This window comes from Chryseolinea serpens (assembly GCF_900129725.1).
Taxonomy (GTDB): Bacteria; Bacteroidota; Bacteroidia; order Cytophagales; family Cyclobacteriaceae; genus Chryseolinea; species Chryseolinea serpens.
On the sequence record NZ_FQWQ01000002.1, the window covers coordinates 1,268,646 to 1,294,479 of the forward strand.

Annotated in this window: 19 protein-coding genes; 10 read left to right on the forward strand and 9 right to left on the reverse strand. The window is 49.9% G+C overall.

Annotation, left to right across the window (positions count from 1 at the left end):
• Positions 1-9: 9 nt before the first annotated feature.
• Both BUB30_RS19300 and BUB30_RS19305 read right to left on the reverse strand, forming a co-directional pair.
• Positions 10-549 carry a hypothetical protein gene (locus BUB30_RS19300; RefSeq protein ID WP_073137039.1) on the reverse strand — a complete coding sequence of 180 codons (540 nt, stop codon included), beginning with the start codon at positions 547-549 and terminating at the stop codon, positions 10-12.
• 247 nt (positions 550-796) lie between these two features.
• Positions 797-1,594, reverse strand: coding sequence for a leucine-rich repeat domain-containing protein (locus BUB30_RS19305; protein ID WP_143164984.1), 798 nt, complete (start codon positions 1,592-1,594; stop codon positions 797-799).
• A 295-nt stretch (positions 1,595-1,889) separates the two neighbouring features.
• On the opposite strand from BUB30_RS19305, the gene BUB30_RS19310 reads away from it, so the two are divergent.
• Complete coding sequence (locus BUB30_RS19310) at positions 1,890-3,392, forward strand: PhoX family protein (protein WP_084138238.1); 1,503 nt, start codon at positions 1,890-1,892, stop codon at positions 3,390-3,392.
• Between the two features lie 80 nt (positions 3,393-3,472).
• Complete coding sequence (locus BUB30_RS19315) at positions 3,473-5,353, forward strand: cytochrome-c peroxidase (RefSeq protein ID WP_178377151.1); 1,881 nt, start codon at positions 3,473-3,475, stop codon at positions 5,351-5,353.
• 39 nt (positions 5,354-5,392) lie between these two features.
• Here BUB30_RS19315 and BUB30_RS19320 read toward each other — a convergent pair whose 3' ends face one another.
• Positions 5,393-7,252, reverse strand: a complete 1,860-nt coding sequence (locus BUB30_RS19320; RefSeq protein ID WP_073137045.1) for a GAF domain-containing protein — start codon at positions 7,250-7,252, stop codon at positions 5,393-5,395.
• A 365-nt stretch (positions 7,253-7,617) separates the two neighbouring features.
• On the opposite strand from BUB30_RS19320, the gene BUB30_RS19330 reads away from it, so the two are divergent.
• Genes BUB30_RS19330 through BUB30_RS19340 form a run of 3 tightly spaced genes read left to right on the forward strand, consistent with a single transcriptional unit; the run spans position 7,618 to position 13,287 of the window.
• Positions 7,618-8,736 carry a phytase gene (locus BUB30_RS19330; protein WP_073137049.1) on the forward strand — a complete coding sequence of 373 codons (1,119 nt, stop codon included), beginning with the start codon at positions 7,618-7,620 and terminating at the stop codon, positions 8,734-8,736.
• 4 nt (positions 8,737-8,740) lie between these two features.
• Complete coding sequence (locus tag BUB30_RS19335) at positions 8,741-11,524, forward strand: TonB-dependent receptor (RefSeq protein ID WP_073137051.1); 2,784 nt, start codon at positions 8,741-8,743, stop codon at positions 11,522-11,524.
• Between the two features lie 29 nt (positions 11,525-11,553).
• Positions 11,554-13,287 carry a hypothetical protein gene (locus tag BUB30_RS19340; RefSeq protein WP_143164985.1) on the forward strand — a complete coding sequence of 578 codons (1,734 nt, stop codon included), beginning with the start codon at positions 11,554-11,556 and terminating at the stop codon, positions 13,285-13,287.
• Between the two features lie 297 nt (positions 13,288-13,584).
• On the opposite strand, the gene BUB30_RS19345 is transcribed toward BUB30_RS19340, so the two are convergent.
• Positions 13,585-15,237, reverse strand: a complete 1,653-nt coding sequence (locus BUB30_RS19345) for a tetratricopeptide repeat protein (protein ID WP_143164986.1) — start codon at positions 15,235-15,237, stop codon at positions 13,585-13,587.
• 227 nt (positions 15,238-15,464) lie between these two features.
• Between BUB30_RS19345 and BUB30_RS19350 the strand changes: the two genes are divergently transcribed.
• Together BUB30_RS19350 and BUB30_RS19355 are read left to right on the forward strand one after the other, a co-directional pair.
• Positions 15,465-17,945: an ABC transporter permease gene (locus BUB30_RS19350; protein WP_073137057.1), complete on the forward strand. Its 2,481-nt coding sequence runs from the start codon at positions 15,465-15,467 to the stop codon at positions 17,943-17,945.
• A gap of 66 nt (positions 17,946-18,011) precedes the next feature.
• Positions 18,012-18,410 carry an NUDIX hydrolase gene (locus BUB30_RS19355; RefSeq protein WP_073137059.1) on the forward strand — a complete coding sequence of 133 codons (399 nt, stop codon included), beginning with the start codon at positions 18,012-18,014 and terminating at the stop codon, positions 18,408-18,410.
• A gap of 5 nt (positions 18,411-18,415) precedes the next feature.
• On the opposite strand, the gene BUB30_RS19360 is transcribed toward BUB30_RS19355, so the two are convergent.
• From BUB30_RS19360 to BUB30_RS19370, 3 genes are all read right to left on the reverse strand, one after another.
• Positions 18,416-19,612 (reverse strand): toxin-antitoxin system YwqK family antitoxin, encoded by a 1,197-nt coding sequence (locus BUB30_RS19360; RefSeq protein ID WP_073137061.1) that lies wholly within the window; start codon positions 19,610-19,612, stop codon positions 18,416-18,418.
• Between the two features lie 109 nt (positions 19,613-19,721).
• Positions 19,722-20,192 carry a DUF1905 domain-containing protein gene (locus BUB30_RS19365; RefSeq protein ID WP_073137063.1) on the reverse strand — a complete coding sequence of 157 codons (471 nt, stop codon included), beginning with the start codon at positions 20,190-20,192 and terminating at the stop codon, positions 19,722-19,724.
• A 110-nt stretch (positions 20,193-20,302) separates the two neighbouring features.
• On the reverse strand, positions 20,303-20,719 hold the full coding sequence (locus BUB30_RS19370) for a hypothetical protein (protein WP_073137065.1): 417 nt from the start codon (positions 20,717-20,719) through the stop codon (positions 20,303-20,305).
• A 151-nt stretch (positions 20,720-20,870) separates the two neighbouring features.
• Here BUB30_RS19370 and BUB30_RS19375 point away from each other — a divergent pair, with 151 nt between their 5' ends.
• Positions 20,871-21,509 (forward strand): hypothetical protein, encoded by a 639-nt coding sequence (locus BUB30_RS19375; RefSeq protein WP_073137067.1) that lies wholly within the window; start codon positions 20,871-20,873, stop codon positions 21,507-21,509.
• Positions 21,510-21,544: 35 nt separating this feature from the next.
• Here BUB30_RS19375 and BUB30_RS19380 read toward each other — a convergent pair whose 3' ends face one another.
• Positions 21,545-21,940, reverse strand: a complete 396-nt coding sequence (locus BUB30_RS19380) for a DUF302 domain-containing protein (RefSeq protein ID WP_073137069.1) — start codon at positions 21,938-21,940, stop codon at positions 21,545-21,547.
• Between the two features lie 221 nt (positions 21,941-22,161).
• Between BUB30_RS19380 and BUB30_RS19385 the strand changes: the two genes are divergently transcribed.
• The gene (locus BUB30_RS19385) at positions 22,162-22,875 is read left to right on the forward strand and encodes a hypothetical protein (protein WP_073137071.1); all 714 of its coding nucleotides are present in this window, start codon (positions 22,162-22,164) and stop codon (positions 22,873-22,875) included.
• A 25-nt stretch (positions 22,876-22,900) separates the two neighbouring features.
• Here BUB30_RS19385 and BUB30_RS19390 read toward each other — a convergent pair whose 3' ends face one another.
• Positions 22,901-24,106, reverse strand: coding sequence for a twin transmembrane helix small protein (locus BUB30_RS19390; protein WP_073137073.1), 1,206 nt, complete (start codon positions 24,104-24,106; stop codon positions 22,901-22,903).
• 237 nt (positions 24,107-24,343) lie between these two features.
• Between BUB30_RS19390 and BUB30_RS19395 the strand changes: the two genes are divergently transcribed.
• Positions 24,344-25,831, forward strand: coding sequence for a DUF4832 domain-containing protein (locus tag BUB30_RS19395; RefSeq protein ID WP_073137075.1), 1,488 nt, complete (start codon positions 24,344-24,346; stop codon positions 25,829-25,831).
• Positions 25,832-25,834: the final 3 nt, after the last annotated feature.

Sequence of the window (25,834 nt, forward strand, 5' to 3'; positions counted from 1 at the left end):
AAGGGTTGATCAATTTTTTCTTAACTCCACTTCGGTGATCTTACCGGAGCCGTCGAACTGCAGGTTGCTGATTTTGTCTGCTTTCTTTTTCTGGTCTTTCAGATAGTTAAGATATTTCTGAATGGTGGTGGGACGATCGTAGTCCTTTTGCCCGTTCTCTTCGCTGATCACAATGAGGAGCGGCGTGTCGGGCGAGGAGAACAAGCTCAGCGCTTCGCTGATGCTGGCGTTGGCCGAGGTAGGACTGCCGGCGTTGGAGATGGCGTCAAAATATTTTGACAACCGGGCGGCAGGTGCGCTGGCGGCGGCGTTGGCCTGGCGTTCGCGCTCGCGGGCTTCGGCATCGAGCTTGGCCTGGGCTTCGGCCTCTTTCCGTCGTTGTTCTTCTTCCTGCTGTTTGCGCAGGGCGGCTTCCTGTTGTTCCATTTTAGCCTTTTCAGCGGCAGCCTGCGCTTCCATAGCCTTCTTTTTACTTTTACAACTCATGGCGCAGCTCATGACCACCATTAGGATCATGATCAGTCGTGACGAATTTCGAATAGCATTCATTTGTTTGGTTTTAGTTTTTTTAAACGATTCCAGCTTCCAATATTATATCCACAGGCTCGGTTTTGGGGATAGGATTACACAAAGTGTTGAAAAATTACCACATTTTCACCTTAATTGAGTAAAACCGGACCCCTGGAGGGCATCGACACTCCAATTCCATGGCCCGCCTGAAAGCGTTCGGCAAGAGCACAGAAATTATCATGCCACTTCGGGCTGGTTTAGGATGGGTGGTTCGGCCCTGCCGCGCTCACCAATCCCATTCCTGTTTAGGCCTGACGGTGCCATTCAATTTGTCGATCTCCCCGCTGCTATGGGTGTAGTGTTTCCGCGTAGCGATGGTCGCGTCTTTTCTACCGATCAGTGGGGTCATGTCGCCATCTACAATATCCGTCCCTCCCAGGATATACACGATATCGAGCTTCGTCAGATACTTCAATGGCTTTAAGGAATTTATTTTCCGGCAGCGATAAGTGCCGAGCTGTTCCAGATTTTTTAATTCCTGAACAGGCGACAAGTCCTCTATATGCGGGCAGCAATCAATATCAAGTCTGCGCAAGTTCGACACGCGCTCCACGCCGTGCAGCGAATTCAGTTTACGCAAATACCCGAGCTCCAATCGCTCCAGGGCATCGAGCGATCCGATCCCCTCAAGAGATGTAATACTGGAGCGAATAACGGAAAGCTCCCGAAGCGATCGCAATCCACCAATGCCCTGCAGATCGTCCATCTTGTATTTCCATACGTGCAAGATCTCCAGTGACTTCAGGCGGTCGATATTTTTGACCTTCTTGCTCCATTCAATTCTGCATTCCTGCAGCAAGGGGAAATTATCGAAATCAATGACCTGCGCTGGCGCCGTTTGAACCAAAAGCCGCCTGAGGTTCACAAATTTACCCAGGGCCGTGATGTCCAGATTTCCGGTTATCGAGATTCCCTCTATGAAATCGTAATGAGACTTTAAAAACGTTATGTCGCGACGGGTCGTGCGCTGGGTATTAAAACTTAACTCGACATTTCTTATGTCCAGATCCCGCATCTCCTTCAAGCTGTATTCATTTGGGTTTACCAAATACTCATGACCATGCCACGTTCTAAAAGTGAATCCATGTTTATCATAAGTATCCCCATTCATACGTTCCGAAAATAGACGATGCACGCCATCGTGAGTTGCAATTTTCTACATGCCAAGGGTCGATTTCTCCCCGCTGCAACATTACCAATTAACATCACAATAACAAACTTCAGCAAACCGTAACGGACTGGTAATACGGATTTGACGCCCATTGAAAACCCGCGGGATAATTTTGGTACAAAGTCTAATCTAACCCCCTTATTTTCACATGACCAAACTCATTACCAAAATCCTCTGCATGCTGGTAGTAGCATCCTTCACCCTGACGGCCTGCAAGGGTCCCGAAGGAGACGTGGGCCCCGCCGGCACGAACGGCACCAAAGGCGACAAGGGTGACAAAGGCGACACCGGTGACGACGGTGAAAACGCCAACGAGGTTGTCCTGGCAAACCACTCGACCACCACCACCTTCCTGAAAAAATTCCCTGGCTACGAAAGCGTTGAAGCATTCTCGCTGATTGGCAGCGCCGACTATTTACCCGAATCGCCCGCCTATGTATTTGGTGGTGCAGCCGACGGAACCGGCGTGTTGAAAACCGCTGATGGCTTTGTGATGGTTGTTAACAACGAAGACAATATTGCCGTATCGCGGATCACGCTCGACAAGACCTTCCGTCCTGTGAAAGGCGAATACATTCTCAACTCCGACGGTGGTATGGCACGTCTTTGCTCGGCCACGCTGGCCACTCCCGAAGAACACGGCTTTGGCCCGGTCTTCCTCACGTGCAGTGAAAACGCCAGCGCACAGATCCACGGACTGGATCCCCTGGTGGTAGTGACCGACCAGGTGAAGACCACGCCCAAATTCCTTCCCGCCCTCGGACGCTGGTACGCAGAAAACGCGGTGCCCCTCCCCAAAACAGCCTACACCGGCAAAACGGTGATCATCATTGGCGACGACGACTCGGGCACGTATGGCGGACAAGTAGCGATGTATGTATCGTCGACGGTAGGCGACCTGGAGAACGGCAGCGTCTACGTGATGCGCACGGTCGATCAGAACCCCCGCGAAATGGACCTGGTGGTAGACACTGAAGTGAGTGTTGAATTCGTGAAGATCGACAACCAAAAAGACCTCACCGGCGAAGCTACCAACCAGGCAGCTACTGCCTTGAAAGCATTGGCTTTTGGCCGCGTGGAAGACATCGACTATCGCAAAGATGGCGTGGGTCGTGAAGTTTATTTCAATGTAACGGGCCAACCCGGCAATGCCGACCGCACGAAATACGGCCGCACCTACAAACTTGTCCTCGATGCCACCGATCCGCTGAAAGGCAAACTCAAGCTGGTACTCGACGGCGACAACCGCGACGGCAAAGCCGGTACGTATGAAAGCCCTGACAACATCATGGTAACCGAGAACTACGCTTACATCACCGAAGATCCCAACGGTTATGCCGACTTCGATCACGATGCTTACCTGTACCAGTACAACCTCACCACCGGCTCGCTGAGAAAGGTATTCGAACTCGACCACTTCCGTGGCAACACAGAGGCCGAAGCCATCTACGGGGTTGCCGCCATCGGTGGCTGGGAATACGGTGCCATGGTCGACATCTCCGACATCGTGGGCATCCCTAACACGTTCACACTGAACATTCAGGTGCATAGCTGGAAGTCGCCGCAGTTTAAAAATGCTGACGGTGGAACGCTGGCCACAAACTTTGAAGAAGGCAGCCAGATCGTTGTCATTCACGGCTTGCCGCGCTAGTTCCCTCTCCCATCATCAAGATTCTTTCAACTGCCCGGGCGTGTTCCGGGCAGTTTTCATTTTTCTTTATTTCTATGAAGATGCAAACCAGATCAATTTTCACGGGGTTGTCCATGATGTTGTTGCTTGCTGCCTGTACAACCCAGTCGAAAGAGACAACCTCCGGCCCGTTGGCGGATGTCAACGCTTATTGGCTCGGCCAAACCGATTCCATACAAAGCTCGCTGGATAGTCTGTCTCAAAAGACAGGACGCCACGAAGAGGCTGCCGTCCTGCAGGATTATTTTGCGCGCGCGCGACGCTATTTCAAACACATTGAGTCGTTGACGCAGTTTTATTTTCCGGAAGAGTATGCGCGCATCAACGGCCCGGCATTGCTCCGCATGGAAGAATACGACGACAAGATCATTGTCCCCACGGGTTTCCAGGTGTTGGAAGAAAAAGTGTTCAGTGATTCCCTGGATTATGCCACCGTGCAGCACGAAACGAAAGTACTTCAGATCATCATCCGAAACCTGCAAAATACCATCCACTCCAACACGCTCACGGATGCCAACGTCTTTGAAGGCGCGCGTCTCGAGTTGCTCACCGTCATGGCCATGGGCATATCGGGTTTTGATTCGCCCATCGCCTTTCAGTCAATCGACGAAGCGAAGGCTTCCCTTGAGGGTGTAGCCGCGCTGACCGATTTCTATGCCAGCCGGTTAGCGGACGAGAGTATAAAGACGGCCTGGCACAACCAACTCCAATCTGCGTATGCCTACCTGGACAAGCCCGTTGACTTCAATGCTTTCGACCGTGCAACATTCATTGCAGATCATCTCAATCCGTTGTCAAAATTGTTGTATCAGTATCAACAAGCTGCACATGTCCCCAACAACACCTTCCTGACGGCGGTGAACCTGGAGAAGTCTACGTTCTTCGAACCCGGTGTATTCAATGTGGATCACTTTGCGCCTACGTTCAACCGTGGATTGAAACCGGCAGTAGCCGAACTGGGAAAGGTACTTTTCTTCGACCCGGTTTTGTCGGGTAACAATCACCGGGCCTGCGCTTCGTGTCATGTGCCCTCCAAGGCATTTACCGATGGCAAGGTGAAGAGCGTTGCGTTTGACTTTCAGGGCGCTGTTGCGCGAAATGCGCCCACGTTGATCAACGCCGGCTTTCAGCAATCCCAGTTTTGGGATCAGCGCGTGAGTTTCATCGAAGACCAGGTGAACAACGTGATCGCGAACCCGATCGAAATGCATGGCCACATGGAAGCCTCGGCATTGAAACTCATGAAGAGCGCTGCGTATCGCGCAATGTTCAAAAATGCGTTTGGCCAGGACACCATCACCAAACGGAATATGCAGACGGCGCTGGCCAGTTATATTCGTTCGCTCACCGGTTTGAATTCGCGGTTTGATCACTACATGCGGGGCAACAAATCGAGCCTCACGCAAAATGAAGTGGATGGTTTTAATTTGTTTATGGGTAAGGCCAAGTGTGGCACCTGCCATTTTGCGCCGCTGTTCAACGGTACAGTCCCTCCGCTGTATCGCGAAACCGAGTCGGAAGTGCTGGGGGTACCCGCGCACCCCGACACCATTCATGCAAAAGTCGACAGCGACAAAGGGAAACTCGTTGCCTACAACAGATCCCTGCATACATACGCTTTCAAAACATCCACCGTGCGCAATGCAGCGCTCACGGCGCCCTACATGCACAACGGCGTGTTCAAAACACTGGAGGAGGTGATCGACTTCTATAATCGCGGTGGTGGCGCGGGCATCGGCATTGATCTTCCCAACCAAACGTTACCTCCCGATAAACTTTTGCTGACGAAACAGGAACAGGCGCAAATCATCGCCTTCCTGGAAAGCCTGAACGACAACTCGGCACTCGCCAATGTCCCGACAACCTTGCCGGCTTTCAACGACGCGCGGCTCGACAAGCGGAAAATCGGAGGCGAGTATTGAGTGGCCATAATGCGGTGAAGGAGATCCTTCACCGCTTCCTTATAAAGTCTCCAGTACGGTTTCTTTGAGCTTTTGCTTCAGTGCCTTTATCTCCTGTTGCAAGTGCAGCCTTTGCCGTTCCATTTCTTCCTGGGTGGCCTGCAACTCCTCCGAGTTTTGACGCATCTCTTCTTCCTGTTGGGCAAGCGAATGCGCGCGTTGCTGGGATTCTTCAAGGAGTCGCTTGGTTTCGGTTGATGATTGTTTATTGTACAGAATGGACGCGATGCTTTCGGCTACGCGTTCGATGAACTCGATGTGATACGCTTCCAGCATCCCGAACGATGCCAGCTCCACCACACCCATCACTTTCTCGCGTGTTTTCAAGGGAACAACGACCACATTGCGGGGTGTGGCTTCGCCCAAACCAGAGGTGATCTTTACAAAGTCTTTGGGAATATCTTTCAGGTAAATGGTCTGGCCCTCCAACACGCATTGGCCCAGCAGGCCCGCATCGCCGTCGATACGCTCATCGACAAATTTCCTTTTGCCATAGGCATAGGTGGCGATGCGCTCGAGGTATAGCGAGCCATCGGTACCATTTACCACGTATAGCGCGCCCTGATTGGCTTTCAGGTACGTAACGAGAATGTGAATGATCCGTTCGCCCATGATCCTGACGTCCTCCGCATCATTTTTGAGGATTTCGTTGAATTGGGCTGCTCCTTCATTGATCCAGTTGGCCCGCTGCTGAATGCTTTCGGCGGTTTGCAGTTTATCGTGGGCGCTGATCAGCGACTTGGCGAGGACGTCGTCGTTGTATTGTTCGTCGTACTTCAGGTTGCCATTGCCCGCGCCAAGGTGTTCGGCAAATTGTGTGGCTGCCCGGAGACGGTCGATAAATTGGTTGAAGGCCATCTTGGTTTGCCCGATCTCTTCCGTGGTCTTCACCACTAATTTGTCGGGGAAAATTCCGGCGGCTAAATTTTGCACACCATCACGGATCTCCTTGATCGCCTTCGTGAGCAAGCCTGCATAGACGATGGCCATCACAAATCCGGCAATGGTCTGAATGATGAAGACGGTCCACAGCAACCATTGCGTGCGGCTGATCTGGGTTTCATTTTGCTCTTTCATCGACGCATGGATCGTTTCGATTTGCGGGCGCATTTTTATAAAGAGATTTTTTATCCGGCCGCGAATGCCTTCGCTTTCGGTCAACCCAATCTGTTTTTCAATTTCCACCACGCGGTTGAATTCGTTCCGGTAATTATCCAGGAAGGTGATCAGCTCTTTATTTGCCGTGGCCTCCAGTTGGCTCTTGAACGTTTCGAAGCGGGCATTGAACTCCTGCTGATATTTTAAATCCTTTCGCAAGAAAAAATCTTTCTCATGCCGGCGCAGCATCAGCATCGACACTTTATCGAACTCAAAACCTGAATTCTCTACCGCATGAATGGCCGTGCGTAAAGAGCCTTCAAGCCCGTAGTCTTTGAAGCCGCGTTGTTTCAGGAGGTCCACCAGTTTTTCGAAATTGGTCTGCAGACTGTCGAGGGTCAAGTCGAGGGACACGGTTTGCTGAGCGCCCTGGTCCTTGTCCGACTGAACATCCCGAAGCGTTCCGAGGAGACTTTTTGCAGCCGCCTGATTCTCGTTAAAGGTGGTGATGGCCGCTGCTTCCTGCTTTTCGAGAAACGATGGCGATTTGAAGCCTTCGTAGACAAACTCCTTCGTGACCAGATCCATCGTCTGCAAGCGCAGCTTCAGCATGTCTACTTCTTCGTTGACACTCTTAAAATAGATAATGTTCTCAATGGCACTCCCGGAGAGGACGATCAAAACCACGGAAAGCAACAAGATCGATCCAAAGGCGGCCAGCAGCTTGATGCGGATGCGAAGCCCGTAGAGAAAAGCTCTCATATAAAAAATAGAGATAGGGATGGTTAAAAATTCAATTTAAGGATTCGGGTTGGGATGAGGGGGGTGAGGGGTGTTAACGTTGTATTAAGAAGTCAGTAGCCAGTAGTCAGTAGTCAGTAGCCAGTAGCGGTGTGGGTATGGGGTAAGATCCGGGATGGAGAGTAGTCCTGTCCGATCTTCATCCCCGATAAAGTTTGTGTTGATCCAGAAAACTTGAAGCAACAAATCCTTAGCTACCGTTTTTGGTATTTTGTTGCCCTTTTGATAACACCCTTCCGGGCGGTTGTTGCCTTTTTGATAACGCAAATCCATTGATTTCACACGTCCGGTCAGGTGATCTTTGCATCGAAATTTTTTCTGACCCAATGATAAAAAATATATTCCCACTTGCAGTGCTCGCTTTTGTGAGCGCGCAATGTTCGCAGACCAGATCGGCAGAAATTGTCAACACAACCAAGGACTCCACAGCTGTGGCGATTGTAAAACCCGTGGTGGTTACCGAGCCCGTGCAGTTTGATACGGACGATCCTGCTATTTGGATCAATAGTGCCGACACGGCTAGAAGCCTGATCGTCGGTACGAACAAGGATGATAATGGCAGCTTGTATGTGTTTGATCTTGCCGGAAAAATCCTTTCCGAAAAAACGGTCCCACTGAAACGCCCTAACAACGTGGACATTGAATATGGATTGTCGCTGAAGAACCAGCAGACAGACATCGCCGTGGTTACCGAGCGGTTGACGTATAAGCTACGCATCTTCAGCTTGCCCGACGTGAAACCTGTTGACCATGGCGGGATTGAAGTGTTTGAAGGCGAAACGGGCGAGGGCTTCCGCGAGTTGATGGGAATCGCGCTTTATAAAAATCAGGCCGACGGGAAAATCTACGCCATTGTGGGACGAAAAAATGGCCCGCACGAAGGAGGTTATCTCTGGCAATACCAGTTGGAAGACAACGGCCGCGGCCAGGTGAAGGCAACGCTTGTGCGCAAGTTTGGAAAGTACAGCGGCAAAAAGGAAATCGAATCGATTGCGGTGGATGATGAGCTGGGATATGTCTATTATTCGGACGAAGGCGTTGGTGTTCACAAATATTATGCTGATCCGGCCAGGGGAGATGAGGAACTAGCGCTGTTTGCCACAACCCATTTTGCAGCCGATCACGAGGGCATTTCGATTTACAAAATTAATGATGGAACAGGTTACATCCTGGTTTCCGATCAGGGCGCAAATCATTTCAATGTTTATCCGCGTGAAGGCTCGGCAAAAGGACCTCATGATCATCCGCTTATTAAGATCATTCCGACATCAACCTTGGAAAGCGATGGCTCTGAGGTGACGAGCGTTTCTTTTCCTGGAAAATTCAAGTCAGGATTGTTTGTGGGGATGTCTACGGACAAGACTTTTCAGCTCTATCGCTGGGAGGATTTGGCAGGAAAAGACCTCGCGATTGCGCGGAACGGAATCCGATCGGTAAAAAAATAACGGGATGAAACAAATTGCACTTGTTGCCGCTTTTCTGCTGATGTGCTGCCATGCAAAGGCAGCAACGGTCAAAGGAAAATTGCTGGATGAAAATAAAGAGCCGCTGACAGGCGCGATTATTCTATTGGATGCCGGTAAGGGTCTTTATGCCCTTGCCGGACTGGACGGAACGTACATCATCAAAAATGTTCCTGTAGGTACGCACACCATCACCGTTTCGTTCATTGGCTATTTGACACAGGAAAAAACAATTACGATGACTGGCGAATCGGATGCCGCAACGATTGATTTTCAATTGGCGCAGGATTCAAAGGTCCTGAATGAAGTGGTCGTATCCGGAAAAGCCGAAGCGGGTTCAGATGCAGAAGCACGCCTCACGGAGAGAAATGCTTCTCAGGTCGTAAACGTGATGTCGGCAAAAGCAATTTCTATTTTACCCGATCTTTCCGTTGCCAATCTGGTGCAGCGCATGTCAGGCCTGACGGTACAGCGCAACAGCAATGGCGATCCGCAATATGTCATTGTGCGCGGCATGGACAAACGCTACAGCTACACGCTGGTAAACGGTTTTAAAATACCAAGCCCGGACAATAAAAACCGCTATCTGCCGCTCGATATTTTTCCTGCAACGTTATTGGAAAGACTGGAAGTATATAAAAGTCTGACGGCCGACATGGAAGGCGACGCCATTGGCGGCGCCGTGAACTTGGTCATGAAGAGCGCGCCCGATCATTTCGAAGTGAAGGCCGATTTCCAAACGGGATATAATTACATCAACACGCTGTACGGATTTGATCATTACAATGCTTCAGGGATTGAGAAACACTCGCCGCGCCAGCTGTATGGCACGGGTTACGCGGCTCAGCCTGATGAATTCACGCAGAAGAACCTGGAAGTGAAAAACAACAAGCCGATGCCCGACCTGATCGGTTCGCTTTCCATTGGCAACCGTTTTTTCAATAACAGGCTGGGCGTGCTGGTGGGCGGCAGTTTTCAAAATTCATACCGTGCTACCAAGAGCCTTTGGTTTGATTATGATGTTGACCCCTATGGTTCAGATCTTCCCCAGCTGGGTTCGCTGCAAGAGCGGCATTACTCGATTCATCAAATGCGCAGCGCGGGCCACGCACGACTGGATTATAAATTCAATGATAGAAATGAAATTAAATTCTATGCCGGGTACTACGCGTTAGACAATAACGAAACCCGCCAGATCAGGTCAACTTCCCTGAAGCTCGGTTACAATTCACTTCAGGGAGATGCCTCTTTGGGTTACACCACGCGCACAAAAACCACCAATCAAGGTATTTTGACCTCGTCGCTGCAAGGCAACCACAAATTGTTTGGGCCGTTGGCGCTCGCATGGTCGGCTGTCTATTCGACAGCATCCAACAATGAGCCTGACAATGCCAAGTTTACGCGCAGCAGCACGATGCAGGATTTTAAGGAAACACCACAGGGAGCGGAAGGGCTTTCACGCCAATGGCTGAACAACAAGGATAACGATCTGACAGGTTATCTGAACTTGACCGTGCAGCCCGAATCGTGGGGCAGAAGCCTGCTGAAGGCCGGAGCCATGGCACGGCATAAAGACCGCGACGGCAATTACGACATCTACAATTTTATGCCGAAGCCCACGCAGCAATTTCAGGGCACTAACTGGAACACCGTCAGCGATGTTACCTGGTCATTGACCAACCCACTGGGCGCCACAAGTGATGCCCAGAATTATAAGGCACACGAATATATCCATGCGGCTTATGTGCTGGGGAAACTGGATGTTGAACGATGGGAGGTGAATGCCGGCGTGCGGGCAGAACAGACCAACCAGGGATTTACATTAAAAAATCCTGTGCCGGGTGTGATCCGTGACACCAGTGAGCATTACACCGACGTGCTCCCGAGCCTGATGGCGAAATATAAGATCAAACCAGGAATGAACCTGCGGTTTAGCTATTACAAAAGCATTTCGCGCCCCAGCTTTTTTGAAATTGTTCCTTACCTCTATCCGGAAGACGGCTATCCTGAACGCGGAAATCCGAAGCTTCAACGCGTACGGGCACAAAACGTTGATCTGCGATTGGAAGTGTTCCCCAATGTTACCGATCAGATTTTAGTCGGTGTATTTTATAAATCCATTACCGACCCCATTGAATATACGATAACAAAATTCGGCATTGCCAACGAAAATTCCCTGCAGCCCAACAATTTTGGCAATGCGCGGAACATGGGCGCCGAAATTGATTTCATACACTACTTCAACAAGTTCGGCATACGCGCCAACTACACGTTCACCCACTCGACGATCACCACGACAAAACAGCTGCCTGGCCCGGTTGATCCGAACGATTTATCGAAAGGCTATACCACCTATTATGTAAACCAAACGCGCCCCATGCAAGGCCAGGCAAGCCACATTGGTAACGTGTCGTTGCTGTACAAAAACCTCGACAAAGGCTGGGAGTCGCAGCTTTCACTGGTGTATACCGGTGAAAAACTGGAAGCCATTTCGCCGTATTTAAACAACGACCTGTATGGCAAACCGATCGCTATTCTGGATTTCTCTTTAGAGAAAAGAGTATCCAAAACCGTCGATGTGTTCCTCAAGGCAACCAACCTGCTGAACTCGGCTTATCAAATGTATATCAAGAACCCGGTGTATCAAAAGGACAATGAATATCCCTACCAGAAGGATCCACAGAACAAAACGCTCACGCGCAGAGATGAATACTATCAGTCGTTCCGAGTAGGCGTTCGGGTCAATTTCAGCAAGAATCAAAATCAATGAATAAACTTCAAATGAAAAAACAAAACACCATGAAAAAACGAACAAGCAGATTGGCAGTCATCGCCTTTTTGGGCACTGTCGCCCTTCTGGCAAGCTGCAGCAAAGACGATGACAGCAAGCCAAAACCGGTGGTCACCACAACGTCATCTGCCCTGACGCTTATACAGGACACTACGGGAGTCTTTACTGCGGATGTGTCTGCTGCAGCAGGCATTAAGGACATTACCGTTACGATCGATAACGCCACCATCTTAACAGCGGAGATCACCAACAAAGCGGATCTCGTCGGCAAAACAGTAGGCACTGCAAATATCAAGATGACCTCGACGTATACTTTGGGAACAGCCAACATTACGATTACCGTAACGGACAATGCCCAACAATCGTCCACCACTGCGGTTTCCGTTAATGTTACCGATCATCCTCCCGTTGAAATTTCGGGCGCAGTAGGATCAACCGATACAAAGGAGTTCCATATCACGCAGGCAACCACCTGGGGGCCTCACCTCACCTATCACGTAACGGGCAACGTCTTTGTTGAGCCAACCGGATCCCTTACGCTATTGGAAGGAACAACCGTGATTGTGGATGGCCAGTATTCGTTCACCGTGAGAGGAAACTTCTACAGCTACGGCACAGCAACGGATTCCGTGGTGTTTACAGTGCCGGCGCAGCAACGGACCAAAGCCAATATTTTTGCGGGCTTGTGGGGAGGTATTATGTCTTCCAACACCGATGGCACCAATACTTTTGCCGCCGATGAAATGGTGGTGCAATACACGCGCGTTGAATACGCCGGTATGCTCGGCCAGGCCTGGCAGGATATTGTAAAGCTGGGCGAAGTGGCCGATACGAATACGCCCGAATACGCCTTATTCTTCAACAACCCCAATGGTGTTTGTGTGATTCAGAATTCCACGTTCGCTTATTCAGCGGATGTTGCTGTACAAATAGATCAGGGAAAAGTATTGGTCAGCAACAACGCGTTCATCTTAAATGGAAAGGCCGGCGGTGAAGCCATTGATCTCAAGGTGGGCACGTTTGGCGATATTGCCTACAATTTGTTCTATAAAGTAGCGACAAACGGCGTGAAGTTTAACGCCAAGGGTGGATCCTCTGAACTGCACGTTTACAATAATACAGCGGTTGAATGTGGATGGAGACAAACGTCGCACTCCGATCACGGCGGTTCGTTCAATGTTGAACAAGGAGGCAAAGGCGTGGTGTATAACAACCTGATCGTAAACTCCACGCGCGGTGTTCGTTTCTCTAACGGAAAACTGGCTGATGTGGCGCATTTGTCAAACGGATTTAACTTCCATTATCTCAGTATCACCAGCCCTGTTGGTACCGATAATTTTACCCCTGAATTTTATCCTACAGATGGGTTTACCATCTATGGCAATGGCAAAACCGGTCCTGCCAGCGTAGATTCTACTTTTGAAACAGCACATGATGTTCCTGCTCCCGTGTACACCAATAACGTATTTGATAAAGTTGCAACAACAGCAGCCGGTCACGATCCGTTGTTTGTAAAATTTGCCGTAACCACATTTGACGTGGCGGCGGCGGTTGCAGCGGAAGAACCCGCGAATGAAGGTTTCCCCGCCGCATTTGATTTTCATCTTCAGGCAGGTTCACCGGCATTGACCGGAGGCAACACAAATTTCAGCCCCTATCATGCAGCTTCCCTGACTGCCGGCGGAAAGACATACGCCTCCCCGAAGCCGTCAAGTTATTTTGGAGCATTTGGACCCAAGTAAATTATCTCTTGTAAGCGTATAAACACCAACTTACTCAGAGAAGTATCCGGATAAAAAAAGAGGTTGGCTCGCTTTTGAGTCAGCCTCTTTTCTTTTACAAAAATCTCCTGGAGCCAGGAGTAGGCCCCGGCGACGTGATCGAATGCTACTCAGTCTGCCATTTCAAGCCAAAGACTAGAAACTTCTTCATCAAGTGATGTGGGAAACCGGCCCGTTATACATTGAAAATTCAGACAAAGGGCAGCAACAACGCCAATCCTTTTGCACGCCGACGCACCGAGAAACTTTCGCTATTTTTCAAAGGCTGAGGATGAAATTGGAGAGGCTGTCACCTTGATTTAGCCGGAGTTTTTTGCGCAAGCGATAGCGGGAGATCCGCAGGCTGTCGGGCGAAATGCCCAAAATGGTGGAGATATCTTTGGAGGGCAGGTTCAACCGGATCAAGGCCGCCAGCCGCGTGTCGGCCGCCGTGATCTCGGATGACAGTTTCTGGAGTTGGTCGAAGAAATTCTGGTGCACTTGCCCGAAAATGTGGCGGAAGTCATCCCAATCCTTGTCCTGCACAAAATTGTGGTCGATAAGTTTGATCAGGTTGGTGATCTTTTTGCGCTGGTCTTTGAAGTCTTCCTGCAAGGCCTCCTGGAGCTTGGCCTTGATGTCGTCCATCATTTTATTCTTGCTGATGATGTGCAGGGTGTGGGCCGCCAGCGATTTGGATCGGCTCTCCAGCGCATGCTGAAGCTGGTGTTCGTGCAGGTGGGCGTTCTCCAATTCCACATGCATGAGCTTTTGCTGCGATTCTTTTAATTCCAGCTGTGATTCCTTCAACTCGATCAGCTCCTTGTCCTGCCGGATCTTTAACCGCTGCCGGCTGATGATCGCCGCGGCCAGCAACAACACCAGCACAATGCCCGACACCAGCGAGATCTTGATCACCGAGTTCAGCTGCCGGTCGCTCTCCAAAGCGCTGATCTCGCCATTCTTTCGCTCCAACTCAAAAAATGTTTGCAACAGTCCCAACTGGCGACGGGTCTCTTCGCCATAGATCTCTTCATACAAAATGCGTCCTTTCTCCAGGTTTGCGTAGGCCTCTTTATACAGACCGGCTTGATTATAGACTTTGCCCAGGTCTTTATACGCGCTGGTGACTTGATACTTATCGTTGAGGCGCAGGGCCAGGTTGAGCGCTTTAGTGGAAAAGCGTATCGCCGGCTCGTTCTCTCCCTTCTTCCGGTGCACATCGGCGAGGTTGTTCAGGTTCACGATCATGGAGAGGCTGTCGCGTGTGAGCTCATTCAGGCTCAGTGAACGAAGGAAATAATAACGGGCCGTGTCGTTTTGATTGAGGTCTTCATAGATGCTGCCGATGTTTTCGAGGATGATGGAAGTTCCCCGCACGTCGTTGGCGTGTTCATAATACGACAGCGCTTTGTGTTGGAAGTCCAGGGCCTCGGGATACTGTTGTTTTTTTTCGCTGAGCCGGCCGAGACTGCCATACGTGTCGGCCATGCCTTTCAGATTTTTGGAAGCCTCGTAGAGTTTTAAAGCGCGGTTGTGTTTTTCGAGCGCCAGTTCAGGTTGGCGGATGGTGTAATAGACCAACCCAAGCTGATTCAGGTTCCGGGCCAACGCTTCCGTATTGCGCGACGATTCGTATAACGTTTCTGCTTTGAGCAGGTGGTTAAGAGCCTCTTCATAAAAACCCTGGCGATAAAAAATTTCACCCACCAGGGAGTGTCCGTAGGCCGTACCCTCGGTGTAGCCTTGATCTTGCGCCCGGCGAAGGGCTTCCTGTGTCATGACAAAGGCGGAATCGGGCCGGGTGAAGAGCATCGCTTCGGCGCGGTGATACGCCGCGTCGACGATTTTGGTGGCCGAATCCTGGGCGTAAACATGCAGGGTTAGGATGGTCGACAAGGCGATGAGGGTGCAGCGTAGTTTGCGTTTCACGGTATGGTGGGAATGGATGTCGCAAAAATAGAAGGGCAATGTTTTGCCAGATTTACCGGAATGTTATGTGTGTTAACATGGAGGGACCGAAAAGAACCCGGCGCTGCGACGGTCAGAAACGGACACCCGCTATCATAAGTGAACATGACGATATTGAAAATAGCCTTAAATTCCGATTTCAGAGGGTGGTATGACCTTTGTCTGTTTTCGCCCAAGACCTAATACTTATGTTTAAAAATTACGCCCTGCTTTTTCTGCGGAACCTGAAACGCCAGAAATTATTCTCCTCCATTAACTTATTGGGGCTGACGGTGAGCATGGCCAGTACGCTGCTCATCTATCTGTATGTGCGCCAGGAATTTAGTTTTGACAATTTTCATCCGCATAGCGAACGCCTCTATCGCGTCAATCAAACCTTCATCTGGGCCGACAATCGGAACAGCCAGTTTTCACGAACCGGTCCGGGTGTGGCCCATGCCCTGCTCGAAGAACTTCCCGAAGTGGAAATGACGACGAGCCTGCATACGCCGGGTGATTTCATTATTTCTTATGTGAAGCCGAACAATGAAGTGGTGGTCTTTGAAGAGAACAAAGTACTGTCGGCCGACACCAATTTTTTCAAAGTTCTCAACTTCCCGCTGCTTCAGGGCGACCCTGCATCGGCTTTCCGCCAAGCCAACACGTTGGTGATGACACGATCGACGGCCGTGAAATATTTCGGCAACGAAAATCCCGTCGGAAAAATGGTGCGTCTGGGGGCTCCGAATACCGACTCGCAACAGACTTATGAAGTGACCGGGGTGATGGAGGATGTTCCGGAAAATTCTACACTCCAGTTTACGGTGTTGCTATCGTCAAAAGGATTTCAGCTCGAACAAAGGGCCTGGAGTTGGGTATGGACACAACTGGAAACCTTTGTTCGTCTGCGACCCGATGCCGACATCGCAGCCGTGCGCCAAAAATTACAGACCATTCCGCGCAAACGCGCCGAAGAATCGATCAAGGCGGCGATGGGCATGACCTACGACGAATACATCGCTTCGGGGAAAAAGTGGGAACTGTTCCTGCAACCGATCAACACCCTTCACTTACCGGAATCTCCGGTTGTCGGATCGTTTCCCGACACGGGGAACCTCACGGTGATCTATTCCTTTATCGGCGCCGCCATCTTTATTGTGCTGCTGTCGTGCGTCAACTTCATGAATCTCTCCACCGCGCAATTCACACGGCGCATCAAGGAAGCCAGCATCCGGAAAATATTGGGGTTGAATAAAAAGGAATTGGGTCTCAGCTATTTCTTTGAAGCCCTCATCTTTTGCCTGCTGGCCTTGGTGGCGGCCGTTGCGCTATCGCAACTTCTACTCCCGGCGTTCAATTTCATCACCGGCAAACACCTCACGCTTTCGCTTTTTCGCGACCCTTGGGTGGCCGGTGGATTGCTGGGGCTCGCGCTCTTCATGGCCCTGATCTCCTCCAGCTACCCGGCGTTGTTCCTCACCACCTTCAACCCCGTAGAGGCCATCAAGGGAAGATCGAAGGTGGGCCGCGAAGGAAAATCATTTCGCAATGTGTTGGTGGTGTTTCAATTCAGCGTCTCCATCATTCTGATCATCTGCACGGCCGTTGTGTTTCAACAACTGAAATATGTTGCCGAGAAAGATATTGGCTTTGACCGGGAAAACCTGTTGGTGTTGCACCATGTAGAACACGCGAACAACCGCGTGAACCTGGCGCATGATGCCGAAAGCGTGCCCGGCGCCATCAGCACTACCTGGTGCGCATCGGCGCCACCCTATATCTATGGCGGCGACTCGTTTTCAGCGGAAGGCCAAAGTGACTTGAAATTTCCGCTCAACTACACCGGTGGCGACGAAAACTACATCCCCACACTGGGCATCAAAATAAAGTTCGGACGGAATTTTGATGCGGCGATACCAGCCGACTCCAACCGCGTGATCATCAACGAAAGCGCTGTACGCCGCATCGGCTGGACGCTGGATGAATCCGTTATCGGAAAGAAACTCGCCTATCCCAACAGCGGCGTCGACGCGACCTTTGAGGTCGTGGGTGTGGTGGCCGACTTCAACTACTGGAGCCTGGACGGCCCCATCGAACCCCTCGGCATCTTCAACATGAAAAACAAAATGATCGAAGACGACGGCAACGACTTCATGGTCCTGAAAATAGCACCACAAAGCAGCGAGGCCTGGCAAAACACGCTGACTAGTCTCCAAAAAGTTTGGAAACAACACGCCGGCGACACTCCTTTTCAATATTCGTTTGTCGACGCAAACTTTGCGGAAACCTTTGCCACCCACGAACAATTTGGAAAAGTGCTGCGCGTGATGGCCACCCTGGCCATTCTCATCGCCAGTCTTGGGTTGCTGGGAATGATCGTGTATTCGTTAGAGCAACGCACCAAGGAGATCGGCATCCGCAAAGTGGTGGGCGCTTCGGTTTATAATATTTTGGTGTTGATATCGTCGGGCTATACGAAACTGATCCTTGTCGCTTTCGCGATCGGGGCGCCGGTGTCGTATTGGATGATGGGGCTTTGGCTGGAGGATTTTGCTTACGCGATCAAACCGTCGGTTTGGATCTTTATCGTGACAGGCGCCAGCACGCTTTTGTTGGCGATGGCCATTACGGGGTATCATGCCGTGAAAGCTGCGTTGACCAATCCGGTGGATGTGTTGAAAGATGAGTAAAGTCTTGCTTGTCCTATTATTTATATTTTAACTTTCATCCATTAATCGCACCTGAATCCCATTTCGATGAAAGTGATCGACAAACTTGCCTGGATTGAATTAAAAGACAAACAGATATTATCCACCAGGTCTTTTGGTAAAGACAAGTACTATATTCCCGGTGGGAAACGGGAAGAAGGCGAGTCTGATGTGGACGCTTTATGCAGGGAAATCCGGGAAGAACTTTCCGTGCAACTGGATGAAGCCAGTATCGATTTTGTGGGCGTATTCGAAGCGCAGGCCCATGGGAAGCCGGAGGGCACTCTGGTGCGGATGACGTGCTATCGCGCAGCCTATTCCGGCACATTGGCACCGGCTGCGGAAATCGAGGAAATGCGGTGGCTGCGGTTTGGGGATAAGGATAAAGTTGCTCCCGTAGATATTTTGATCTTTGATTTTTTGAAAGAACGGGATTTGATGGCGTGATGTGCCTACGGTTTATCAGGTGCCAGGGCATCCTCCAAAAAAGAAGAAACCGTATCGGGTTCTGATTCCAGAGCACCGGGCTTCCGCTTGGCGTGGTTAATGGATTTAACCAATTTTCCATTTCGAGCAAAGGTCTTTTCATATCGTCTGGCCTGTTCGAAATCGCTATCGTAAAAAATTTCCGACTTTAATTGGCCATTGTCATAATACTCCCTGGCAATACTATCGGGTAGATTGTCAAAAAGGTATTCCTCAGATTGAAGCTTTCCATTTTCGTGATAAATCTTGTGGGCGCCAGATAATACTCCTCTATCGAATTGGTAACGGTCCATGGCTTCGTTTAGTACCTTCGTTATGCCGTGGTTAAGACGGCTAATGTCTAGTGGCGTCAGATGGGTTTTGTAGGAAAGCTCTTCCCGCAACACTCCGGTTGAATCATACAATCTATTGACACCTGTCAGATAATCATCCTCGTAGTTTGATTCGCGGGCAAGCACCCCGTTGTGATGATAGGCTTTTAACAAACCTTGTTTCAGGCCCTCCCGGTTGTCATATTCCACTTGAAGTCTGCCATTTGCGTAGTACCGCCTCGCTTTGCCATGAGGCAAACCATTCCTCATCTCCGTGCTTGCCAAAAGCGTGTTACTGGAGTTCCAGACGTTCAAAACACCATTGCCTTCCACCACGGCAAGCTCGTCCAGCTTCCTTCCGCTGCTGTCGTAATTTGCAACACTCTGCCACAGCCTGTCGTCTTTATTAATTAATACGGTCTTGACTTTTCCGTTCTCGTGGTAGATCCGCTCCTCGCCATCGCGCTTGCCTCTCTTATAATTCGTTTCCATAACAATCCCTCCCTCCCGATTGTATGAAGTCGCTTTGCCATCGAGGGCGCCATCTGACCAGTTTTCAACGTCAAACAAAATCCCGGGATCGCCATACACCTTACTCTCACCCTCCTGGACACCCAGTTCATAATGCTCTTCTTTCAGAATTTGCCCGTTGGGATAATAAAGCCGCATAAAGCCGTGCCGTAGCTTAATTTCATTTTGGCTGCTGTCACTTGCGAGAACATACTCATATTCGCGAACTTTATATTCCTTGCCGTCCGGGTCTCTTGCATAATCCGTCTGGACCTCAACGGTCCGGCCGCATGCGGCCAGCAATACAAACAGGATCAGGGATGGAGCGAATAGGGATCTCATTCTTATAAGGATTGCGAAAGTTATATTATTTATGTCAAATCAAAATTTTAAAAAGCCGTGTTAAAACGGCCATGCTAACACAGGCAGGCTCACGCTTGCACCTTACTTCTCAGGGTATTCGAATGTTTTTCTCACCAGCCTTTAGCTTCTGAACGATCTTTCCGACATGCTTCAACAGCGTTTCTTCCTTTGTTACAAAACTCAGGTATTTTAAGATATCCTGCTGCCGGGCTGGGGTGAGGGCGTTGAAGTCTTTCAGCACTTTGTGCACCTGCAGCTGCCGGCGGAAAGCTGGTGACATGGTGTATTGCTTTTTTATTTTGTGCAGGTCCTGTGTGATCACAAAGACGGCAACTTCACCGATGGCGGTATTTGCTCCTTTCAAGGTGGGAGCGTTGACAAAAAGACGGTAGGGTCTGCCTTTTACGGGTACTAATGTTTTGACGAATGGAAAGCCGTTGACGGTGCCCTTTACGTGAATTTTTCCTTTGGTGGGTTTCATTTTTCGGGTGATCGCATCGGGTACGTCGGCGCAGGTGTTGATGCCGGTTTTGTAGATGGGCGCTTTGAATTTGGGCATGGGTCGTCAGTTTTTACCGCCTCACCTTCGCTAAAGCTTCGGCGAGCAAAGAAAGACGCCTTCCTTCGTAAAGCTTCGGTGGGCAAGTGGGGGTTCGCCAAGTTTGTTGTTCATCGATTCTTTATTCTTTCGATGCCGGCTGTTATTCCTGCGCGTATCATTTTGCCATAGCCATCGTCACTTAGAAACGGCGTGTAAGAGAGGGCTGTTTCATAGTGCGCGCGGGCTTGGATGAATTCGTGGAGGTCTTCGTAGTCCTTGGCGATGTTGAGGTAGAGCGAGGAGTAGGCTCCTTTCACTTGGGTGTCGGGCACAAGTTGCGCGTGGTCGAGTGCGGTTTTGTCCCACTGGAGTTTGGCGGATGCTCCGGGTTGGTGGCGGGCCACGTAATGGGCGGCGATGAATTTTTCAAGGTCGGTGGTGGCCTCATCCCAGGCCTGCCGGAAAACCTCACCCTGACCCTCCCCTTCCAGGGTCATGCCTTGGGCACAGCGTTGTACGGTCTTGTTTTGAGGGTCGTAAAGCATTTTGCGTTCAGGTCATTTAGCATTCAAGATACAAAATACTGGGTAAGCCTTAAAAAATGGGAATTGAACGGAAAACGAGCGAGAAATGGACACGGATCTTTTCCCAGGTTGCTGAACCTTTGCGTTTATAAAGCCATAAGACACAAAAACTATGAATGCAAAACTCACGATTCTTCTGTTGCTGATCTCGCTGTCGTTCACCGGCCATGCCCAGGCAGTGAAGACCTATGATCTCCAAAAACTTCTCAAAGAGAAACAGCTCACCCTCATTCCCGCCAGGCCCTACCCCATCACCGACGGCGCCAAAAAGGGCATCACGCTGGCCGGGGTTGCCTGGCTGAATGGCGTCGACTTCTCCACAGGAACGATTGACGTCGACCTCCGCGGTCTTGATGTGCTTCAAAGAAGTTTTTTGGGGATCGCATTCCATGCTGTCGATAGCAATACATACGATATCGTCTATTTCCGGCCGTTCAATTTTCAGAACCCGGACCCTATTCGGAAAATTCACGCCGTTCAATATATGGCCATGCCCGATTTCCCGTGGGATAAACTAAGAGAAGAACACAATGGCGTTTATGAAAAAGCCATCGACCCCGCACCGAAAGCAACCGACTGGTTTCATGCCAAGATCGAAGTGACGGAAGACGAGATCAGGGTTTATGTAAATAATGCGGCAACGCCTTCGCTGAAGGTGAAAAAGCTCAACACCCGAAAGAGTGGGAAAATAGGATTGTGGAACGATGCGCTGGAAGGCGACTTCGCAAACCTGACGATCCGGACACCTTAAGATGGATCATGGAGCTGTGCCGGTCACAGCTCTCCTTATTTTTTTGTTGCGCTGTTGCAGACCATGGTCATTCCATCTTCGATGGCCTTGACCATGGAGGCGCTTTTATCGGTCAACTCATGCCGCTGTGAGATCCACTCGACTTCATTGTAGGTCAGCCAGACTTTTCCATTTTCGTCTTCCCACGCCAAAGCTTTCATAGGAAGATCGAGGCCCGCGGTTTGTTTGTCCTGCATCAACACCGTGCCCGCTTTTGGATTGCCGAAAAATATTACTTCCGTGGGCCGAAGCGGCAAATCAACCTGATCAGCATTGGCGCGATGATCGATGCGAATAAAAACGGTGAGGCCATGGGACGACACCAAGGCTGCGAGCCGGTCGAGGGTTTCTTTTACGGAGAAGTCGCTGGGGAGATTTTTCAGACCCGTCATTGGCATTTCAATGTTTCGTGATAGCGAAGATAATAACAAAGGTCAGTTTTATTCGGCTGCATACCTGTTTATGGTGAGCCACCCAACAGAAACATTTTCACCTTGGAGGATAGGAATAAACAGCGACCAGCGTTATCTTAGACAAAAGCTATCCCAGGTCGTCCCCTTTCGGGCAGTGGATGCATTTTCCGTTTCAGGCAACATTTTAATCCCCCAAAAATATGACCCAAATTTCAGCCGATGAATTTAGAAATCTGATGATCGCCGGTGGCATCATTGAAAACAAAAAAGTCAGCGAGCCGGTAAACACGATGTTTACGACCTTTCCCAATCCGTTTACCATCAAGGACTGTAAACTTGTGTCGCTCCTGTTTAATGAGTGTCCTTTAAATTCCATCGCCATCGAAGGCAACACCCGCATCGCCACCGTTACGCTTGCGGGCTCGCAGACCAATTTCAATTCCTTTACCACGGATGATTCCCCGGTCATTACAACCCTCAACATTGGCGGCATGACCAATGCGCAGACGGTATCCATTAACTGCAAGATCCATGACCTCACGTTCGAGGAATGCTTCATCAACACGATCACGACAAACGCCACACTCCAAATGGCCAAGCTGTTCCTGAAGCGGGATGTCAATTTCAATACCTTAAAACTGACAGGCCTCTATGGCACGGTTCAGATTGATTTTTCGAACGGCGCCGAAATGGCATGCGAGGATACAAAGATCAGCCATATCAGCGCCATCTCCACCACCATCCAAACCTACGGTTTCACCAATCACGAAGGAACGTCATTGACCTTCGACTCCCTGTCATTCAAGACTGCCCGCGCCATGACGTTTGTGAATTCAGCCCTTTTAAAAATTCGTGTTGAGGGCGACCAAAACCGTTTGTTTGAAAATTTGACGGTTACGCTGACAGGAAATTGAAGGGGCTAGTGGAGATGCTTTCGTCTTATGGATTGGGGTTGGCTTTGGCATCCAGGATCATATCCTCTGCAACAAAAAACCAGGGAATGCCGAGTTCTCCTTTCATGCGGTATACTTCCACCGATTCGCCGGCGTCGATGCTGTGATAGAAATCTGACGACACTGTAGCATCTTCCGATTCCTTTTGATCACCCCAGGGTTCGAGCATGAGGTGATAGGTGGTCACCTTCCCACCGCTCACATGTTTGCTCACAATTTTGACGGTGAACACTTCGGGTGCCGAAGTATCGAGCAAACCATTCAACGTGACCGCCGTACCAAAGCTGTAGGCCATCAACACAACCGCGATGAAGATCGATGTGAAAATTTCGGTGCCCGTTTTGAATTTCAATTCCGAGTTTTTGAATCCCACCAGGATAATGAGCAGCGTGGTGATGACGCCGGTCAGCATCCAGGCTTTTTTGAAATCCAGTATATTAAAATCCAACAACGCCCTGACCATAACGCACATGCCTGTAAAAATAACCCCATACAAAACCGACGGGTAGGCAGAATTTTTTTTCTCTTCAATCCGGATGAGGCCATTCGAAAGTTTGGTCACGACCAGGCCAACCATGAACATTGCCATGGGAGCTATCATGGACCAGAAATAGGGATGCGGCCAAAAGAACGCCCAGGCCGCCGCGATCGTGCCGAAAACATTGACGACCCGTGCCTGGCGACGCGCCTGCGTGAGCCGGTGTTCGCGTTGTTCCTCCGTCCATCCAAACTCAGGGTTAGAAAGTATTTCCTCGTGCTCTTGCTGAGCATTCAGTTCATCCAGGTCCGGATATCGTTCGCCAAGCCAGGCGAGAATATCGTCGGTGCGTCCAAAATAGGTGCTCACCCTTACCCGCTTTTTGCCCTTCGTAGTGGGTTCGATAAAAATGTATTTTTCATTCACTGAAAATCCGCGGATCTCATCCAGGTTCAAAGAGCGTTTATAAAATGTTCCGGTAGTATAGATCCTGTCTTTGGCGATCACGAACGTGTCTTTCTTGACCTCAAAGATGAGATAGATCGACAGCCCAATGCCCATCATCATGAGCGTTGGCCCAAGCCAATACACCGTTTCATTGGGATTTCCTTTGGATAAGATGTTGAAGATGCCCCAGCCTAAACCAGCGATCACCAGGACCATAAAGATGTATACAAAAATGGTCCATCCTTTGGCCAGACGATAGATTTTCATAGTGCAACGGAAATAGAATATAACCTTGTTTGGTGATCAAGATAATGGAACTAATGCTTTTTGAAAAATTTGATAGCGCTGTTTTAAAAAAGAACTTCATCACTCACCCGGCGCGATGTGTCTGCGACACCGCTGAAGTACGGGGGTTGCTCCCGCAGAATGACCGTCTGTAAAATCCAACGTGTTTTTGTCCGTAAAAAAATATCATCTTTCCTGTGATCCAATAGCCAACGCCCTATGCCCCGCATACTCTACTTCACCTTGCTGATTATCATCGGTTGCCAATCCGCTCCACAGGAGGTTACCTACCAGGAGTCTGCCGAAGATTTTCTCAACCCGGAACGGGGATTTTATCATCCTACCAACGCCCTTGCGAGTAACTTCGAGCCGCTGTCCGAAAATGTTTTGAAAGGATACCGGTCGCCAACCCGTAAGGGCAAAGCCGAATACGATGTGGTGAGCACGTTGGTCTATAGAGATTTTGTACTGGACAAATTCACCGATCAACCCTTGAGCGAAGAGTTCCTCACCCAAGTGAAAACAGATTTTACCACCGCCCGCGTTGCCGGCGTAAAGCTGATCCCTCGCTTTACGTACACTGTCAAAACCAAAAAAGGCAACTGCCCGGATGCTTCCATTTGCCCGCCCTATGGCGACGCACCAAAGCATGTCGTACTGGGTCACATTGCCCAACTCAAACCCATACTTCAGGAAAATGCCGACGTGACAGCGTTTGTTCAAATGGGATTTATCGGGATCTGGGGTGAAAATTATTACACCGATCATTTTGGCGACGCCTCCAACAACAACCACCAAAAGAAATTACTCGACGCAAACTGGCAGGACCGCATCGAAGTATTGAAAGCACTACTTGACGCTGTTCCACAAGAGATCATGGTGCAGGTTCGAACACCCCAAATCAAACAACGGCAAGTCTATGGAATACAAGCACCGGTCACCGTGGAGCCGATCACCGAAAGTGAAGCCTTCAGCGGAACCGACAAAGCCCGCATCGGTTTCCACAACGACTGCTTCATCTCCAGCCCAGACGATTACGGAACATTCGATGACTACGGCAACTCCGCCACGCCTCGCAAATCCGAAACCGCTACTCTCCGAAAATATTTTGCTGCCGATAGCCGGTTTGTAGTGGTCGGTGGCGAGACTTGCAGCGACGACTACAGTCCCGAAAATGACTGTGGCCCCGCAGGACATGCCGAACAAGAGATGAAAGATATGCACTATACTTACTTGAACACCAGCTACAACAACGACGTGAACAACGATTGGGTGACAGGAGGATGTATGGAAAGCATTAAGAGAAATCTCGGCTATCGAATCGTATTAAAGAAAGGCATTTATCCTTCTATCATATCGACATCGGATTCCTTGAAAGTGAAACTGATGTTGGAGAATGTCGGCTACACCTCGCCCGTCAACGCCCGGCCTGTGGAACTGATCCTTAGAAATGTGGACGATAAATCCATCCATACATTAAAGTTCGATAGCGATATTCGAAAATGGTACAGCGGTATTGTAGCGTTGGAGGGAAGTTTTCCGGCAAATGCAATACCCTCCGGTACATACGAGCTTCTGCTGAATTTTCCCGACTCGCATAACGCATTGGCAAAGCGTGCTGAGTATTCGATCAGGCTGGCCAACCATGAAATTTGGGAGGCAGAGACCGGATACAACAAGTTAAACTGTAAAATTAAGATCAACTAATCC